Raw genomic sequence first — 15,202 nt, 5'->3', positions numbered from 1 at the left:
GGTTATCGTCAGGCTAATTATTATGCAGAGCCCGTCCAGTTAATTCTGGGCGGGCTTTTTGCTTTTCAGTCGCTCCCCAATTCAATCGCAAACGCAGCAGCCAGCCGCGCAAACTTCAGGGCATGCGCCGCTTGCCCGCCCGAGTTGGCGAAGGTGTCCTTCGCGGTGTGGATGGCAGGGTTATCCCGTGCAAAGCTCGATTCGAAAGGCATCGAGGTCGGGAAACCCAGGGCCTGCCAGCTCGCATGGTCCGAGCACGCATAACCGCATTTGTCGTACCCCACCTTCAAGTCCGGCAGATAGGCCGATACCAGCTGCGCCAGGAAGGCGTTCTGTTTGCTGTCGGTGTAATCCGTAAACAGATAGATGTCGTTCGCGGCGCCTTTGTAATTCGTCATGTCGAGCTGCAGGACACCCACGACCGCGTTATTCCCCTGCTTGAAAGTGCGTGCGATATCCTGCGAGCCCCGCAGGCCCACTTCTTCCGCAGCATAGGCGACCAGGTGAATGCTGCGTTTCGGCCTGTAGCCCCGTTCGAGCATGGAACGCAGCGCCTCCGTGAGGCTGGCGACGCCGGACGCATCGTCATCCGCCCCGGGCGCAATCGCCGTATCGCTCATCCTCGACATCAGGATGGAATCCAGGTGGGCGCCCAGCACGATACTCTCGTTCGGTTTTTCGCTGCCGGCGATGCGCAACACGACCGATTTTTGCGGATAGCCGGCATGCGTGAACTGCTCCACCGTGATATCCGGCCGTCCTTTGGCCATCTCGCCCCAGGTCGCGAACAGCCAGTTCGAAGCATCGACGCCCGATTGGCTCTTGTAATACCGGTTCGGAAAGGCCGACAAGCTGAGGATGGTCTGCTCGATGTTCTTATCGCCCATCCGCGCAAGCACCGGCTCGACCAGCTCACGATTGTCGATGGCATAGGAAGGAGAAACGCCCACCGCAACGCTTCCGCGCAACGCCGCTCGCGCCTCCGCTTCCGTTTTGTGGAACATGAATCCGCCGCATTGCTGCAGACGCTGATGGATCGCGCCGGCGATGGTTTCGAGCCTGGATTCGCTGACGCGCACTGCGTGGATCTTTTGCCCGCTGCCGGCAAGCTCGCGGGATGCGACCGAAGCGATGCCGGGAACCAGCTGCCGCACCTGGACAAAAGCCGTATCGCCCATGGTGATCCAGGCGGCCTTTTCCGGCGCGGAAGAGGCCGAGGGAGGGACGCCTAGGGCCAGCGCAGCCACGAGTCCAGACAGATAAGGATGGCTCTTCATAGACTTTCCTCTTGGCACTAGAAGAGAAAAGCCTAGCATGTGGAGAGAGCCTCCACTTTGACGCCAACGCTTACACAGCTTGTGCCTGCCAACCCAGTTGCAGCCTGTCCCAGGCACGCTCATGCAGCGGCATCAACACCACATTGCAAACCGGCTCCAGCACCGCCGCGAATCCTCCCAGGGCCAGCGATCCGGTCGCGCAATACAACACCCCGAACGCGACGCCCATGTGCATGCATGTCAGGCTGATCTTCTCGAACGTCAGCAGCAGATAACGCCGCTGCCCACTGACGCCATGCAGCTTGCGATGCCAAGCCCGTTCATGAAAGGGCACCAGCAGCACATTCAACAGCGGCTCGACCAGCACTGCCAGCCCGCCTAGCGCCATCGAACCGGTCACTGCGTACGCGATCGCGAACCCGATTGCAAGGTGGGTAATTACCTGACTGCCTTTACGTGCCACTGCCATGTCCGACTCCTGTCGCGCTCGATCATGCAGTGAATGATATCGATTCTCATCTGATCAGTAAAATCGATAAGTTTTAGAGAGACGATTGTAAAATACTATCGAGCAAGGGCGCGCTCGCATCGGCGATGCGGTCCAGGCTCGCCTCGCGCAGCGCCGCGGCATCGACCGCGTGTTCGCTGTGCAGCCCGGCCCAGCGCAGCAGCGCCGCGCAGGCGGAGGCCTTGTCGAACATCCCGTGCAGATAGCTGCCCAGCACCTGGCCGTCGTCCGAGCACGCGCCTTCCGGCCGGCCTTCGATCTCGAACACCGGACGCGCCAGCGCCGCACCGTTCGATACGCCCATGTGGATCTCGTACCCGTCCACGGCCGCATCCGGCGACGAAGCATCGAAGACACAGCGACCGCCGACCTGGGCCAGCCGTTTATCGGGCGTCAGCGTGGTCCCCATGTCCAGCAGGCCGAGCGCCTCGGATCGTCCGGCCGCGCCCTCGACGCCATCCGGATCGTCGACGAAGCGCCCCAGCATTTGAAAGCCGCCGCAGATGCCGATCACCTTGCCGCCATAGCGCAAGTGGCGGTGAATCGCGTCCTTCCAGCCCTGCCGCAGCAGCCAGTCCAGATCCGCGCGGGTGTTCTTGCTACCGGGGAGGACGATCAGGTCGGCGCCCGGAATCGCCTCGCCCTCGCGGACGAAGCGCAGGTCGACCTCGGGATGCGCGCGCAGCGGATCGAAGTCGGTGTGATTGCTCATGCGCGGATAGCTCGGCACCAGCACGCGGAACTTGCCTTCGCGCGGCGTCACGCTCTGCACGGCATCCTCGGCATCCAGGTAAAGCCCGTGCAGATAGGGCAGCACGGCCAGCACCGGCTTGCCGGTTTCGCGTTCGAGCCAGTCCAGGCCCGGTTCGAGCAGCTTGATATCGCCGCGGAAGCGGTTGATCACGAAGCCGGCGATGCGATTGCGCTCGCTCTCCGACAGGCAGGCGAGGGTGCCGACGAAGTGCGCGAACACGCCGCCGCGGTCGATGTCGGCCACCAGCACGACCGGGCAATCGACCGCTTCTGCAAAGCCCATGTTGGCGATGTCGCGGTCGCGCAGGTTGATCTCGGCCGGACTGCCCGCGCCTTCGACGATGACGGTCTCGTACTGCGCCAGCAGCCGCGCATGCGATTCCAGCACCGCGGCCATCGCCACCGTCTTGTATTGGTGGTAGTCGCGCGCATTCATCTCCGCGCGCACACGGCCGTGGATGATGACCTGGGCGCCGATGTCGCTCGAGGGTTTCAAGAGCACCGGATTGAAATCCGTATGCGGCTCGACGCCGGCGGCAATGGCCTGCAGCGCCTGGGCGCGTCCGATCTCGCCGCCGTCCCGCGTCACCGCGCTGTTGAGCGCCATGTTCTGCGGCTTGAACGGCGCCACCCTGACGCCGGCGCGCTTCAGGAGGCGGCACAGCGCGGCGACCACCGTGCTCTTGCCGGCGTCCGACGTCGTCCCCTGCACCATCAGGGTCCGGTAGGGGAAGGCGCTCATTTCGTGCGGTGCTGGCGCGCCAGTTCCAGCTTCTCGCACAGCATCGCGGCCCCTTGAATCATGCGCGGGCCCGAGCGGTTCAGCAGATTGCCGTCGACGGTGAACAGGTTATCGTTGCGCACCGCCAGCAGCGTAGCGTAGGGCTTCCACATGCTGACGCCGCCGTAGTTCTTCTCGGCCGTGGCGAAGATCGCTTCCGGGTTCTCCTGCAGGACGCCTTCGACGCTGACGATGGGCGCGGTCACCTGCAGCCTGGCGAAGACGTTCTCGCCGCCGCACAGGCGTAGCGCATCGGTGATGATGTGCTTTCCGCTGAGGGTGTAGAGCGGCTGGTCCCAGACCTGGTAGAAGGCGCGCACCAGCGGACGGTTCGCATAACGGCCGCGCAGGCTGCCCAGTTGCTGGCGCAGCGCCTCGGCGGCCGGGTTGGCGGCCTTTTCGGTGCCCATCAGCTGGCCGAGCGTGGCGATACTTTCGGGGATGTCGTCGAGCTTCTTCGGCTCGCTGTGGAACAGCGGGACGCCGAGTTTACGCACCATCTCGATCTGGCGCTCGGAGCTGCCGTGGCGCCAGACCACGATCAGGTCGGGCTTCAAGGCCATGATGCGCTCCAGGTCGACCTCGCGGTTGGAGCCGATCTGCGGGATCTTCTTCGCCTCTTCCGGGAAGTCGCTGTAAGCCACCACCCCGATCACGTGGCTGCCGCCGCCGGCCGCGAACAGCAGTTCGGTGACGTGCGGCGCGAGCGAGATCACGCGCTGGGCCGGCTTTTGCAGGGTCACGGTATTGCCGTCGTCGTCCTTGACGGTGACGGCGGCCTGCGCCTGGATTGCCGCCAGCGCGGCGCTCAATACGAGCAGTGCTTTCGATGTCTTCATCGCTAGTTCCATTCCTGTAGTGCGTGTTCGATGCGGTCCCAGTCCTGCTTCCTGTCCGGGAGGCCCATGCGGATGCCGCGCGCGGCCTGCGGGAACAGGCGCACCCAGATCGCGCGGCGCGCCATGTGTTCGTGAAATTCTTCGGCGTGGGGCTCGGGCCACCAGTGAAACAGCGGCGTGCCCGAAGCCTGGATGCCGTGGGCGGCGAGCAGCCCGCGCAGCCGGGCGCCGTCGCGCGCCAGCCGCGCCTGCGCCGCCGCCTGCCAGTCCGTATCGCGCAGCGCCGCCAGCGCGACGTGCTGGGCCGGACCGCTGACGGTCCACGGACCAAGCATGTCCGCCAGCGCCGCCAGCAGCGAAGTCTCGGCCGCCACGAAGCCCAGCCGCAGCCCGGCCAGGCCGAAGAACTTGCCGATCGAGCGCAGCACGACCAGTCCCGGCATGCCGGCATGGGCGGCGACACTCAGCGCAGACGCGGTGTCGCCGAAGGCTTCGTCCACCACCAGCCAGCCGCCGCGCGCGCCCAGCTCGGCGGCCCAGCGCAGCAGCAGGCTAGGGGCGACCCGCTCGCCGGTCGGATTGTTCGGATTGCAGACCACGACCACGTCGCTGCTGCCCACCGCCGCTTCCAGCATCGGGTAACCGATCTGGCGCAGCGCGTGGCCGTGCTGCGACCAGTGCTGGGCATGCTCGGCATACGAGGGCGCGGCCACGGTCACCCGCGAGGGCCGGCGCAGGCGCGGCAGGGCCTGAATCGCGGCCTGGGTGCCAGCCACCGGCAGCAGCGCGCGGGCGCCGTACCAGGCGCAGGCGGCGTCGATCAGCGCCGGATCGGCTTCGGGCAGCCGGCGCCAGGCATCCGGCGGCAGCGGCGGCGCCGGATAGCCGATCGGGTTGATGCCGGTCGAGAGGTCGATCCAAGCGTCGCCGCCATAACGCCGCTGCGCTTCTCGCAGATTGCCGCCATGTTCAAGCATGCTGTACTCCCGCCAAATGCAGCGCGATGCCGAGGCCGAGCGCGACAAAGACCCACAGCAGCGTGGTACGGAAGACCAGGCGCCAGGCGCGCCGAATGTCGCCCGCGGCGGCGGCCTGGCCGGTCCCGAGTACGGGCCGCTGCTCGACTTCACCTTCATAGATGGCGGCGCCGCCCAGGCTGATACCGAGCGCGCCGGCGCCGCTGGCCATCACCGGGCCCGCGTTCGGACTGCTCCACGCGGGCGCCTGCGCATGCCAGCAGCGCAGCGCACGCAGCCGGCCGCCGGGCGACAGCAAGGCATAGGACAGCGCGGTCAGGCGCGCCGGCAGGTAGTTCAGCACATCGTCGATGCGCGCCGCCACGCGCCCGAACAGATCGAAGCGCGCGTTCCGGTAGCCCCACATCGCATCCAGGGTATTCGCCAGTCGGAACAGGAGGGCGCCGGCGCCGCCGCCGAGCAGGAAGCAGAACAGCGTGCCGAACACGGCGTCGTTGCCATTCTCGAGCAGCGACTCGGCGCCGGCCTTGGCCAGGTCGGCTTCGCCGGCGTTCGTGGTGTCGCGGCTGACGATGCGCGAGGTCAGCCAGCGCGCACGCGGCAGGTCGCCATTCGTCAGCGCGTCGTGGATGGGCAGGGTGTGGTCGCGCAGGCTGCGCAAGCCGAGACAGAAATAAAGCGTCAGCGCGTGCGCGGCCAGTCCCGTTGCGCCGCCGGACGCGCACAGCCATGCCGCGAGAAAGCTCAGGGGCAGCACCGCCAGCATCCAGGCCAGCGCGCCGCGCGCGCTACGCCAGCTTCCCTTGTTCAGCCGCCGCTCCAGCCACGCCGCGAGCTGTCCGAAGCCGACCAGCGGATGCCAGCGCCGCGCTTCGCCCAGCAGCAGGTCGAGCAGGACGCCGGCCGCCAGCAGCAAGGCCAGCGTGAGCGGCGGCAGTCCGCTCAGCATGGCGCGCCCTTCAGTGCCAGCGGCAGGCCGGCGGCGACAAACAGCACGCGCTCGCAGCGCGCCGCCACATCCTGGTTCAGGCGGCCCGCCTCGTCCACGAAAGTGCGCGAGACGGCGCCGACCGGCACGATGCCCATGCCGACTTCGTTCGATACGAAGATCACCTCACCGGCCGCCGGCTCGTCCAGCCAGGCCAGCAGGTCCGAGCGCTCCCAGCTCAATAGCGGCGGCAGCTCGACGGCGCCGACTTCCGGATAGGCGCGGTCCGAGGAAAACAGCAGGTTGCTGAGCCACAGGGTCAGGCAGTCGACCAGCACGATGCGCTCGGGCGCGCACAGGCGGCGCAGGGCAGTCGCCAGCGCCGTTGCTTCCTCCACCGTCTGCCACTCCGCCGGACGGCGCTCGCGATGATGGGCGATGCGCGCCGCCATCTCGTCGTCGCCGGCCTGCGAAGTCGCCAGATAGATGACTTCCTTGCCCGATTCGCGCGCCAGGCGCTCCGCCAGAGCGCTCTTGCCGGAGCGGGCGCCGCCGAAGACCAGGGTGCGGCTCATGCTGTTCCTTTCGCGAACAGGCCGGCGGTGGCCAGCGGATTCGACGCGAAGAAGCTGTGGAAGTAGGTGGCCGTCAGCGAACCAAGCCGGTACACCGCCTCGCCCTGGGCGCCGGACGGGTGCTTGACCGTGTGCGCAACCGGCGCCAGGCCGGTGTCGAGGTGCGAATAATGAAAGGTGTGGCCACGCATTTCGCCGGCCGCGGTGGGCATGCCCTGCGAGCCGAGACCGGCCAGGCGCTGCTGCATGAACACCTGCCCCGGCAGCAGGGCGGGCATGGTGAAACAATGGCCGTCCTTGTCGGTGATGGACTCGGCCACCGCCATCATGCCGCCGCATTCGGCCAGGATCGGCAGGCCGGCGGCGTGCGCGGCGCGGATCGAATCGCGCCAGTGCGCCGCCTTCGAGAGCGCGGCCATGTGCAGCTCCGGATAGCCGCCCGGCAGCCAGACCGCGTTGGCGCCGGTGGGTACCGGCTGGTCGGCCAGCGGCGAGAAGAAGGCCAGCTGCGCGCCGAGCTGCCGCAGCACGTCCAGGTTGGCGGAATAGATGAAGCAGAAGGCGGCGTCGCGCGCGACCGCCACCGTCTTCCCGGCCAGCAGCGGCGGGATGGGCTGCTCCGGCGCGGCGTGATCGGGCAGGCGCGGCGCGATTGCCTGCCAGGCCTGGGTGTCCAGGTGCAGCTGGTCGGCCAGCTCGTCCAGGATGACGTCGATGTCGTCGACTTCGGCGGGCAGCACCAGGCCCAGGTGGCGTTCAGGCAGTGTTCTCGCCTGCTTCGGCAGGCTCGCCAGCAGCGGAATGCCGCGCAGCGAGGTGGCCACCATCTGGCGGTGTCCGTCGCTGGCCACGCGGTTGGCGACCACGCCGGCCATCTGCACCGGGCCGTAGTCGCGCAGACCCTGCACCACCGCGCCGGCGGTCTGCGCCATGGCGGAGGCGTCGATCACGGCCAGCACCGGGATGTCGAAGGCGCGCGACAGGTCGGCGGCCGATGGGTTGCCGTCGTACAGGCCCATCACGCCTTCGATCAGGACCACGTCGGCGTCGCGCGCGGCCTGCGCCAGGCGGCGCCGGCAGGCTTCCAGGCCGACCATCCACAGGTCCAGCGTGTGCACCTTCGAGCCGCAGGCGCGTTCGAGCAGCATCGGGTCGATGAAGTCGGGGCCGCACTTGAACACCCGCACGCGCTGGCCCTGGCGCACCAGGCCGCGCGCGAGGGCCGCGGTGATCGTGGTCTTGCCCTGGCCGGAAGCGGTGGCCGCCACCAGCAGCATGCGTGCGCCGGGGTGCGTCATCACCACTCCGTCCCGGCCTGCGCCGCGATGCCCGCCTTGAAGGCGTGCTTGACCACGTTCATTTCGGTGACGGTGTCCGCCACCTCGATCAGTTCGGGCGGCGCCGCGCGCCCGGTCACCACCACATGCTGCATGGCCGGGCGCTCGAGCAGGTCGGCGATCACCGCATGCACGTCCAGGTAGCGGTATTTCAGGGCGATGTTCAGCTCATCGAGCACCACCAGGCCGATTTCCGGGTCGTCCAGGAAGCGCCTGGCCTGCTGCCAGGCCTCTTCGGCCTTGGCGATGTCGCGCTCGCGGTTCTGGGTTTCCCAGGTATAGCCTTCGCCCATCGCGTGGAAGCCGACTTCTTCGGGAAAGCGGCGCAGGAACTGTTCCTCTCCGGTCGACATCGCGCCCTTGATGAACTGGACCACGCCCACCTTCATGCCGTGGCCCAGCGCGCGCACCGCCATGCCGAAGGCGCTCGAGCTCTTGCCCTTGCCGTTGCCGGTATTGACGATGATGATGCCGATCTTCTTGTCGGCCGCCGCGATTTTTGCGTCGATCACGGCCTTCTTGCGCTCCATGCGCTGGCGGTGGCGTTCGTTCAGTGCTGTAGTAGCGGCAGCAGTGTCTTCAGGCGTCATGGTGTTCATGGTGGTCCTCGAAAGGGATGAAGATGCGGCGGCCGCCGTGCTCGATCATCTCGATCGGGTGGCCGAGGTAGTCGCCCAGCAGCGCCGGCTGCATGACCTGCGCGACCGGGCCGGCCAGCCAGCCGCCGTCGCCGCGCAGCAGCAGGGCGTGGGTGGAAATGCTGTGCGCCAGGTTGAGGTCATGGCCGATCATGACCACGGTCTTGCGCTCGCGCCGGCACAGGCGCGCGAGCAGGCCGGTCACGCTCACCTGATGGGCCAGGTCGAGCGCGTTCGCCGGTTCGTCCAGCAGCAGCAGCGGCGTGTCCTGGGCCAGCAGGGCGGCGATCGCGACCCGCTGGCGCTCGCCGCCGGACAGGGTGCGCACGTCGCGCGTTGCCAGGTGCTCGACTTCCATCGCCGCCAGCGCCTGCAGCGCAGCCTGGTGGTCGTCGCTGCCTTCCCAGTAGCGGTTGCCGTGGTAGGGATGGCGCGCGGACAGCACGGTGTCGATCGCGCTGTAGGCGAAAGCGTCGGTGCGCGACTGCGCCAGGTAGGCCCGCTGGCGCGCCAGTTCTTCGAGCGGCCAGTCGTCCAGGCTTCTGTCGCCCAGCTTTACCTCTCCCCGGTTCGCGCTTCGCAGCCCGGCCAGGGTGCGCAGCAGAGTGCTCTTACCGGCGCCGTTGCGGCCGATGATGCTCCAGCATTCGCCGGCCTGCACGGACCAGTCGAGATCCCGCACCAGCGTGCGTTCGGCAACCTGCAGCGTGAGTTGTTCGGTCGCTATCATCTTATTTGCGCAGCTGGTGGAGTTGGTACAGGAAGACCGGTGCGCCGATCAGCGCCGTGATCGCGCCCACCGGCAGCTGGGTCGGTGCAATCACAGTGCGCGCCAGGGTGTCGCACAGGACCAGGAAGCTGCCGCCCAGCAGCACGGCCGAAGGAATCAGCACGCGGTGGTCCGGGCCGAAGGCGAAGCGGCAGGCGTGCGGCACGATCAGGCCGACGAAGCCGATCGAGCCGGCGTTCGTCACCGCGCTGGCCGTCAGTACGCCGGACACGAAGAACAGCCCCTTGCGCAGGCGGCCGACTTCGATGCCCAGTGTGCGCGCGGTGTCGGCATGCAGGGCCAGCACGTTCATCGCACGCGCATTGCGCACGGCGAAGGCGAGTCCGCCGGCCAGCACCACCCAGGGCAGCAGCCGCAGCGGCGTGCCGGCCAGGTCGCCGATCATCCAGAACACCATGTTGCGCAGGGCGCCTTCGGGTGCGATCGACAGCATCAGCGTCACCAGGGCCATGCAGAAGGACATCAGGATCACGCCGGTCAGCAGCAGGGTCGAGGTGCCGCCTTCGGCCGCCACGCCACCGCGGATGTCGCGCCGCGCCAGTAGATACAGCAGCATCGACACCGCCACCGCGCCGGCCAGCGCGGCGCCGTCGACCACCGCCGCCGCGCACATCATCAGCAGTGCGAACAGGGCGCCGACCGAGGCACCGGCCGAGATCCCCAGCACATAAGGATCGGCCAGCGGATTGCGCAGCAGGGCCTGCATCATGACGCCGGCCAGGGCCAGCCCGCCGCCGGTGACGAAGGCGGTCAGCGCCCGTCCGCCGCGCAGCGCGAGCAAGGAAGCGGCGAGCGAATCCTGGCGGCCGTGCAGCACCTGGCCCACCGCATCGGGCAGCTCCGCCAGCGCGACCGTGACCGAGCCCGTGACGCCGGAAAACAGCAGGCAGGCGAGGGCGGCAAGCAGGAGTGTGCCGACGATCATGGTGGTGCGCTGGCGCGCGGCCTGATGGAATGGATGCATGCTGGTCTGAAGTTTGAATTAACGGATCCCGTAGCGCAGCGCGGCGAACCAGCTGCGTTCGGTCGTGCCGTAATATCGCGCCAGCTCGTAGCGCTTGTCGAGCACATTATCGAGACGCAGCAGCAGCGACCAGTCGGCCGTGAAGCGCCATGTAGTGTACAGGTTCAGCAGGCCGTAGCCGCCCAGGCGGTTGGCATTCGCGGCGTCGTCGAAACGGCTGCCTGATGCTTGCAGTTCGGCGCCGAACTCGGCGCGGTCGAGCGCATGGGCGGCCGTCAGGCTGGCGTGGCGGCGCGAACGGCGGGCCAGCTGCTTGCCGGTGGTCTCGTCACGCGGGTCCTGCAAGTCGGCGCTGGCGCGCAGGTCGATGCCGTAGGCACGGGTCTCGACCGACATCGTCAGGCCTTCGAGCAGGGCGCGATTGACGTTGTAGGCGCAGCTGCCGGTGCGGCTGGGGCAGGGATTGACCGTCACCAGCATGTCGGTCAGGCGGTTGCGGTAGTAGTTCGCCTGCAGCTCGGCGCCGGCGATCCGGTAGCGCAGGCCGGCCTCGACATTGCGGCCCTGTTCCGGCTTGTTGGTCGGGAGCCCGTAGCCCGGGTAGTACAGCTCGTTGTAGGTCGGCGCGCGGAAGCTGGTGCCGACGCTGGCGGTGGCGCGCAAATCCCTGCTGAATTCGTAGCCGTAGCCGGCCGCGCCGGTGGTCTTGCCGCCGTAGACCGACTGGTCCCTGCGCAGGCCGAGGTCGAGCAGGTGGCTACCGCGGCGCAGGTCGTAAGCGGCGGCGACGGAATTGGTGATGCGCGAGCGGTTCAGCGCGGTGCTGGAGCTGGACAGCACTTCTTCCTTGCGGTGGCCGAGCAGGACTTGCAGGCTGTCGCCGTTCAGATCGAAGCTGTTCTGCCAGGTGAATTCGGTCTGGCGGGTATCGATCTGGCTGGCGCCGCTGGCGGCCGCGCTGGTGAAGCTGCCCAGCCGGTCGTTGGAGCGGGCCGCCTGCAGGCTGCTGCGCCAGTTGGGCAGGATGCGGTCGTTCAGGAACAGGACGTAGCTGTCGATGTCCTGTTCGTTGTGGGTGTCGTAGCTGGCCGCGCCGCTGTCGTACTGCGCGCGCAGGCGGCTCTTCAGGAATTGCAGGCCAGCTTCGTGGCCGGGCGCGAGTTGCACGGCCACCCGGCCGTTCACGCTGTTGCGCGCATAGCCGTCGTCGTCCTTGTTGTAGCTCGAGGAGCCGGGACGGGTGCTGGAGAAGCCGTCGGCATCTTCGCGTGCGGCGCTGAGCGCGTAGCTGAGGCTATGTTCGCCGCCGGTCGCGCCGTGCACGCCGGCGTCGTACTGACGGGCGCCGTAGCTGCCGGCGCCTGCGCTGGCGCTGAAGCTTGGGGTACCCTCACTTTTCCTGGTGAAGATCTGCACCACGCCGCCGATTGCGTCGGCGCCGTACAGGGCGCTCAGCGGGCCGTAGACGATTTCGATGTGGTCGATGCTCGACAGCGGGGTCGCATTCCAGCTGGCCGCGCCGGTGGTCGAGGAACCGATGCGCACGCCGTCGATCAGGACCACGACCTGGTTGCTGTTGGCGCCGCGCAGGAACACGCTGGTGCTGGCGCCCGGGCCGCCGTTGCGCACGATCTCGATGCCGCGCTGACGCCGGAGCAGGTCGGCGACGGAACCGGCGCCGGCGCGCGCGATCTCTTCACTGGTGATGACGGTGGTATCCGGGATCACCTCGTCGGCGCGCTGCGGCGTGCGGGTGGCGGTGACCACCACGGTGTCGATGGCCGGATCGGCGAAGGCGGGGATGAAAGGCGTAGCAAGGGTAATGGCGAGCAGGGGCGCGGCCGCCTGCCGTGAAACGGAAAAACGCATGATGATTTACTTTCGTGGACAACCGGCCGACGTCCCCGTAGGCCAGATTGAACAGAAGCGAGGGCAAGCCGCACGCTTCCACCTTTTGGCCGGTATCCGGGCTGGCAAGTGTGGCCGTCTGACCTTCCCATGCTTGCGCACAGTGGTATGAGAAGACGGTTGCCGCATGCATCTGCGGCACTTGCTTACCGTTGCGGGGGCAGCACGCGTTGGCTCGATCGAGGAGCTTCGCGTTTCCCGTTTAACTGCGCCTGAAGACTCAGGCGCGAGCACCAAAACGCCGACATTATACGTCGAGCATCACCAGCTCGCCATAAGCGATGCGATGCGGGGTGCCGGCGGCGTCGAGCGCGGCCTGTTCGAGCGTCACGCCGGCGCGCATGGCGCTCAGCAGCCGGATGGTGCCGGCATGGCAGACCAGCAGTGCCTGCGCATGGCCGGACTGGCGCACATCGCCGAGGAAGGCGGCCACGCGCCGCGCGACCTCGAGCACGCATTCGGCGCCGCCCGGGCGGTAGTGGAGCAGGTCGGCGCTCCAGGCGTCGACTTCCTGGCGCGGGATCGCATCCCAGGATTGCATTTCCCAGCGGCCGAAGTCCATCTCGGCCAGGCGCGCATCGAAGTGCAACGCGACCGGTTGCAGGCGGCGCGCCAGCAATGCGCAGCGCTGCAACGGGCTGGCGTAGACAGGGAGCGCACCCGGCAGGCCGGCCGCGCGCAGGCTCGCATGCACGCGCGCGAGCTCAGGCTCCGTGACGGCGAGGTCGCTGGCGCCGTAGCACAGGCCGGGCGCGACATCGGGCTGCGGATGACGGACCAGGTAAAGCTTCACCGCTCAGGGCCAGGCGCCGTGGCCGAGGGTGGCCAGCACGCCGATATAGACGAAGACTTCGGCCAACTGCTGCACCGCGCCCAGGCAGTCGCCGGTGTAGCCGCCGAGGCGGATCTGCAGCTTGCGACCCAGCCAGACGGCGGCCAGCAGGGCGGCGAGCAGCGCCGCCAGCAGCGCATCGGTGGTAATCCAGCCCGTCATCAACAGGAGCGGCGCCGGCAGCAGTGCGGTGAGGGCGGCGATCGCGAATTCGGTGGACGTCATCTGCTGGGCGAGCGGCTTGGCCTTGCCTTCGCCGCGCACATAGTCCAGTTTCCAGATCAGCGAGGACGCGGCCAGGCGCGACAGCGGATGCGCCAGGAACAGCGCGCCGACCGCCACGCGTGGCGGCAGCATCGCCAGCGCGGTCAGTTTCGCGGCCAGCATGCAGACGATGCCGATCGCACCGTAGGCGCCGACGCGCGAATCCTTCATGATCTCCAGCACGCGCTCACGCGTCATGCCGCCGCCCAGGCCATCGCAGGTATCGGCGAAACCGTCTTCGTGAAAGGCGCCGGTCAGGTAGATTGAGGCCGCGGTCGACAGCACGGCCGCCACCGGCGCCGGCAGCACCAGGGCCGCCGCGTAATACACGGCGGCGGCGATGGCCGCGACCACGCAGCCGACCAGCGGAAAGTAGCGCGAGGCGTGCTGCAGCCAGCTGGCTTCGAAGCCGACCCAGGACGGAATCGGCAGGCGCGTGAAGAACTGCAGCGCGATGAAGAAGAGGCGGAGCTGCTGCATTGCTGTCTTTACGCGACTTCCGATTTTTCGCTGACGCTGGCGGAGGAGAAGGTCGCCATCTCGTTCAGGAAGTTGGCGGCCGCATGCAGCAGCGGCAGCGCGAGCGCGGCGCCGGTGCCTTCGCCGAGCCGCATGCCCAGCTGGAGCAGCGGGCGGGCGCCGAGCTGCTCGAGCATGCGGCGGTGACCGGCTTCGTCGGAGCAGTGCGCGAACACGCAGTAGTCGAGGACGGCGGGCGCGATGCGGCTGGCGGCCAGCAGGGCGGAGGTGACGATGAAGCCGTCGATCAACAGGGTCTTGCGCATGGCCGCGGCCTTGAGCATGGCGCCGCTCATCATCGCGATCTCGAAACCGCCAAAGGTGGCCAGGACGTCGAGCGGATCGCTGACGCCGGCATGATGCGCGACCGCCGCTTCGATCACGCGCTGCTTGCGCAGCACACCATCCGGCGACAGCCCGGTGCCGGCGCCGACGCAGTCCGCAACCGGGATGCCGGACAGCTTATGCATCAGCGCCGCGGCGGCGGTCGTGTTCCCGATGCCCATTTCACCGAAGCCGACGACATTGCCCGGCAAGTCCGCGACCAGGGCGGCGCCGTGCTCCATCGCAGTGGCGCACTGCTGCGCCGTCATCGCCGGCTCCTGCGCAAAGTTGCGGGTGCCGTGGGCGAGCTTGCGGTCGAGCAGACCGGGACGCGGACCGAAGTCGTGGTTCACGCCGGCGTCGACTACATATAGGGAGGCGCCGTTCTGGCGCGCGAACACATTGATGGCCGCGCCATCGGCGAGGAAGTTCTCGACCATCTGCCAGGTGACGTCCTGCGGAAAGGCGGAAATGCCTTCGGCGACCACGCCGTGATCGCCCGCGAACACGAGGATGGCCGGCTGCTCGACCGTGACCGCGACGGTCTGCTGGATCAGGCCGAGCTGCTTCGCCAGGGTTTCGAGCGTGCCCAGGCTGCCGAGCGGCTTGGTCTTGTTATTGATCGCCTGGTCAAGCTGGGCGGCGAGCGCGGGATCCGCAGTGGTGGCGATGATGGGCGGTCGCATGCTGGTTCCGGAAATGATAAAAGCGGCAAAGATAGCATACGAGCAAGCGTTGCAGACTCCGTGTCTGTTTGCTATAGTTCGCGTCCTGCTTCGGCGGCGCACGAAAAAACTCCAAAACGAGTGTGCACTGTTGAAAAGGATGAGTTGACGAGCAAAGCGAAACACTGCATAATCTCACTTCTCTGCTGCTGACGAACAAAACGATTCGCAGAATGCAGCAAGGCAGTACCGAATACGATCTTTAACAATCAACAGTCGATAAGTGTGGGCGTTTGATGAAGTGCCAGCAGTCACGAAAGTGA

Annotated in this window: 15 protein-coding genes and 1 riboswitch; all 15 genes read right to left on the bottom strand. The window is 67.5% G+C overall.

The features are described 5' to 3' along the window. Window positions 1-65: 65 nt before the first annotated feature. Window positions 66-1,277, bottom strand: a complete 1,212-nt coding sequence (locus ACFPO9_RS23430; protein WP_379775630.1) for a M20/M25/M40 family metallo-hydrolase — start codon at window positions 1,275-1,277, stop codon at window positions 66-68. Between the two features lie 70 nt (window positions 1,278-1,347). Next, complete coding sequence (locus ACFPO9_RS23425) at window positions 1,348-1,746, bottom strand: DUF2061 domain-containing protein (protein WP_379775627.1); 399 nt, start codon at window positions 1,744-1,746, stop codon at window positions 1,348-1,350. A gap of 73 nt (window positions 1,747-1,819) precedes the next feature. Further along, window positions 1,820-3,280, bottom strand: coding sequence for a cobyric acid synthase (locus tag ACFPO9_RS23420; RefSeq protein WP_379775625.1), 1,461 nt, complete (start codon window positions 3,278-3,280; stop codon window positions 1,820-1,822). Next, a complete protein-coding gene (locus ACFPO9_RS23415) occupies window positions 3,277-4,158 on the bottom strand; it encodes a cobalamin-binding protein (protein WP_379775623.1) in 882 nt (293 codons plus the stop codon). The genes ACFPO9_RS23420 and ACFPO9_RS23415 overlap by 4 nt, the downstream gene beginning before the upstream one ends. 2 nt (window positions 4,159-4,160) lie before the next feature. Continuing rightward, window positions 4,161-5,135 carry a threonine-phosphate decarboxylase CobD gene (gene cobD / locus ACFPO9_RS23410; protein ID WP_379775621.1) on the bottom strand — a complete coding sequence of 325 codons (975 nt, stop codon included), beginning with the start codon at window positions 5,133-5,135 and terminating at the stop codon, window positions 4,161-4,163. Continuing rightward, window positions 5,128-6,084: an adenosylcobinamide-phosphate synthase CbiB gene (gene cbiB, locus ACFPO9_RS23405; protein WP_379775619.1), complete on the bottom strand. Its 957-nt coding sequence runs from the start codon at window positions 6,082-6,084 to the stop codon at window positions 5,128-5,130. The genes cobD and cbiB overlap by 8 nt, the downstream gene beginning before the upstream one ends. Then, on the bottom strand, window positions 6,078-6,638 hold the full coding sequence (cobU, locus tag ACFPO9_RS23400; protein ID WP_379775617.1) for a bifunctional adenosylcobinamide kinase/adenosylcobinamide-phosphate guanylyltransferase: 561 nt from the start codon (window positions 6,636-6,638) through the stop codon (window positions 6,078-6,080). The genes cbiB and cobU overlap by 7 nt, the downstream gene beginning before the upstream one ends. Further along, window positions 6,635-7,936 (bottom strand): cobyrinate a,c-diamide synthase, encoded by a 1,302-nt coding sequence (locus tag ACFPO9_RS23395; RefSeq protein ID WP_379775614.1) that lies wholly within the window; start codon window positions 7,934-7,936, stop codon window positions 6,635-6,637. The genes cobU and ACFPO9_RS23395 overlap by 4 nt, the downstream gene beginning before the upstream one ends. Continuing rightward, window positions 7,936-8,574 (bottom strand): cob(I)yrinic acid a,c-diamide adenosyltransferase, encoded by a 639-nt coding sequence (gene cobO / locus ACFPO9_RS23390; RefSeq protein ID WP_379775612.1) that lies wholly within the window; start codon window positions 8,572-8,574, stop codon window positions 7,936-7,938. Before cobO ends, ACFPO9_RS23395 begins: the two co-directional genes overlap by 1 nt. After that, a complete protein-coding gene (locus tag ACFPO9_RS23385) occupies window positions 8,555-9,343 on the bottom strand; it encodes an ABC transporter ATP-binding protein (RefSeq protein WP_379775609.1) in 789 nt (262 codons plus the stop codon). The genes cobO and ACFPO9_RS23385 overlap by 20 nt, the downstream gene beginning before the upstream one ends. Window position 9,344: 1 nt before the next feature. After that, complete coding sequence (locus ACFPO9_RS23380; RefSeq protein WP_379775606.1) at window positions 9,345-10,367, bottom strand: FecCD family ABC transporter permease; 1,023 nt, start codon at window positions 10,365-10,367, stop codon at window positions 9,345-9,347. Between the two features lie 18 nt (window positions 10,368-10,385). After that, window positions 10,386-12,236 carry a TonB-dependent receptor plug domain-containing protein gene (locus tag ACFPO9_RS23375; RefSeq protein WP_379775603.1) on the bottom strand — a complete coding sequence of 617 codons (1,851 nt, stop codon included), beginning with the start codon at window positions 12,234-12,236 and terminating at the stop codon, window positions 10,386-10,388. A gap of 70 nt (window positions 12,237-12,306) precedes the next feature. Next, window positions 12,307-12,528: riboswitch (cobalamin riboswitch) on the bottom strand. Beyond that, complete coding sequence (locus tag ACFPO9_RS23370; RefSeq protein WP_379775601.1) at window positions 12,523-13,068, bottom strand: histidine phosphatase family protein; 546 nt, start codon at window positions 13,066-13,068, stop codon at window positions 12,523-12,525. (Overlaps the previous riboswitch by 6 nt.) 3 nt (window positions 13,069-13,071) lie before the next feature. Continuing rightward, window positions 13,072-13,851: an adenosylcobinamide-GDP ribazoletransferase gene (locus tag ACFPO9_RS23365; protein ID WP_379775598.1), complete on the bottom strand. Its 780-nt coding sequence runs from the start codon at window positions 13,849-13,851 to the stop codon at window positions 13,072-13,074. Between the two features lie 8 nt (window positions 13,852-13,859). Continuing rightward, window positions 13,860-14,900: a nicotinate-nucleotide--dimethylbenzimidazole phosphoribosyltransferase gene (cobT, locus tag ACFPO9_RS23360; RefSeq protein ID WP_379775596.1), complete on the bottom strand. Its 1,041-nt coding sequence runs from the start codon at window positions 14,898-14,900 to the stop codon at window positions 13,860-13,862. Between the last annotated feature and the right edge of the window lie 302 nt (window positions 14,901-15,202).

Source organism: Massilia aerilata (genome assembly GCF_042656905.1).
Lineage (GTDB): Bacteria > Pseudomonadota > Gammaproteobacteria > Burkholderiales > Burkholderiaceae_D > Telluria > Telluria aerilata.
This window is presented reverse-complemented; position numbering and strand designations above follow the sequence as displayed.

Excerpts from the sequence above, each read along its gene's own strand:
- ACFPO9_RS23430 (WP_379775630.1), bottom strand. The coding sequence starts at position 1,277 with ATGAAGAGCCATCCTTATCTGTCTGGACTCGTGGCTGCGCTGGCCCTA.
- ACFPO9_RS23425 (WP_379775627.1), bottom strand. The coding sequence starts at position 1,746 with ATGGCAGTGGCACGTAAAGGCAGTCAGGTAATTACCCACCTTGCAATC.
- ACFPO9_RS23420 (WP_379775625.1), bottom strand. The coding sequence starts at position 3,280 with ATGAGCGCCTTCCCCTACCGGACCCTGATGGTGCAGGGGACGACGTCG.
- ACFPO9_RS23415 (WP_379775623.1), bottom strand. The coding sequence starts at position 4,158 with ATGAAGACATCGAAAGCACTGCTCGTATTGAGCGCCGCGCTGGCGGCA.
- cobD (WP_379775621.1), bottom strand. The coding sequence starts at position 5,135 with ATGCTTGAACATGGCGGCAATCTGCGAGAAGCGCAGCGGCGTTATGGC.
- cbiB (WP_379775619.1), bottom strand. The coding sequence starts at position 6,084 with ATGCTGAGCGGACTGCCGCCGCTCACGCTGGCCTTGCTGCTGGCGGCC.
- cobU (WP_379775617.1), bottom strand. The coding sequence starts at position 6,638 with ATGAGCCGCACCCTGGTCTTCGGCGGCGCCCGCTCCGGCAAGAGCGCT.
- ACFPO9_RS23395 (WP_379775614.1), bottom strand. The coding sequence starts at position 7,936 with ATGACGCACCCCGGCGCACGCATGCTGCTGGTGGCGGCCACCGCTTCC.
- cobO (WP_379775612.1), bottom strand. The coding sequence starts at position 8,574 with ATGAACACCATGACGCCTGAAGACACTGCTGCCGCTACTACAGCACTG.
- ACFPO9_RS23385 (WP_379775609.1), bottom strand. The coding sequence starts at position 9,343 with ATGATAGCGACCGAACAACTCACGCTGCAGGTTGCCGAACGCACGCTG.
- ACFPO9_RS23380 (WP_379775606.1), bottom strand. The coding sequence starts at position 10,367 with ATGCATCCATTCCATCAGGCCGCGCGCCAGCGCACCACCATGATCGTC.
- ACFPO9_RS23375 (WP_379775603.1), bottom strand. The coding sequence starts at position 12,236 with ATGCGTTTTTCCGTTTCACGGCAGGCGGCCGCGCCCCTGCTCGCCATT.
- ACFPO9_RS23365 (WP_379775598.1), bottom strand. The coding sequence starts at position 13,851 with ATGCAGCAGCTCCGCCTCTTCTTCATCGCGCTGCAGTTCTTCACGCGC.
- cobT (WP_379775596.1), bottom strand. The coding sequence starts at position 14,900 with ATGCGACCGCCCATCATCGCCACCACTGCGGATCCCGCGCTCGCCGCC.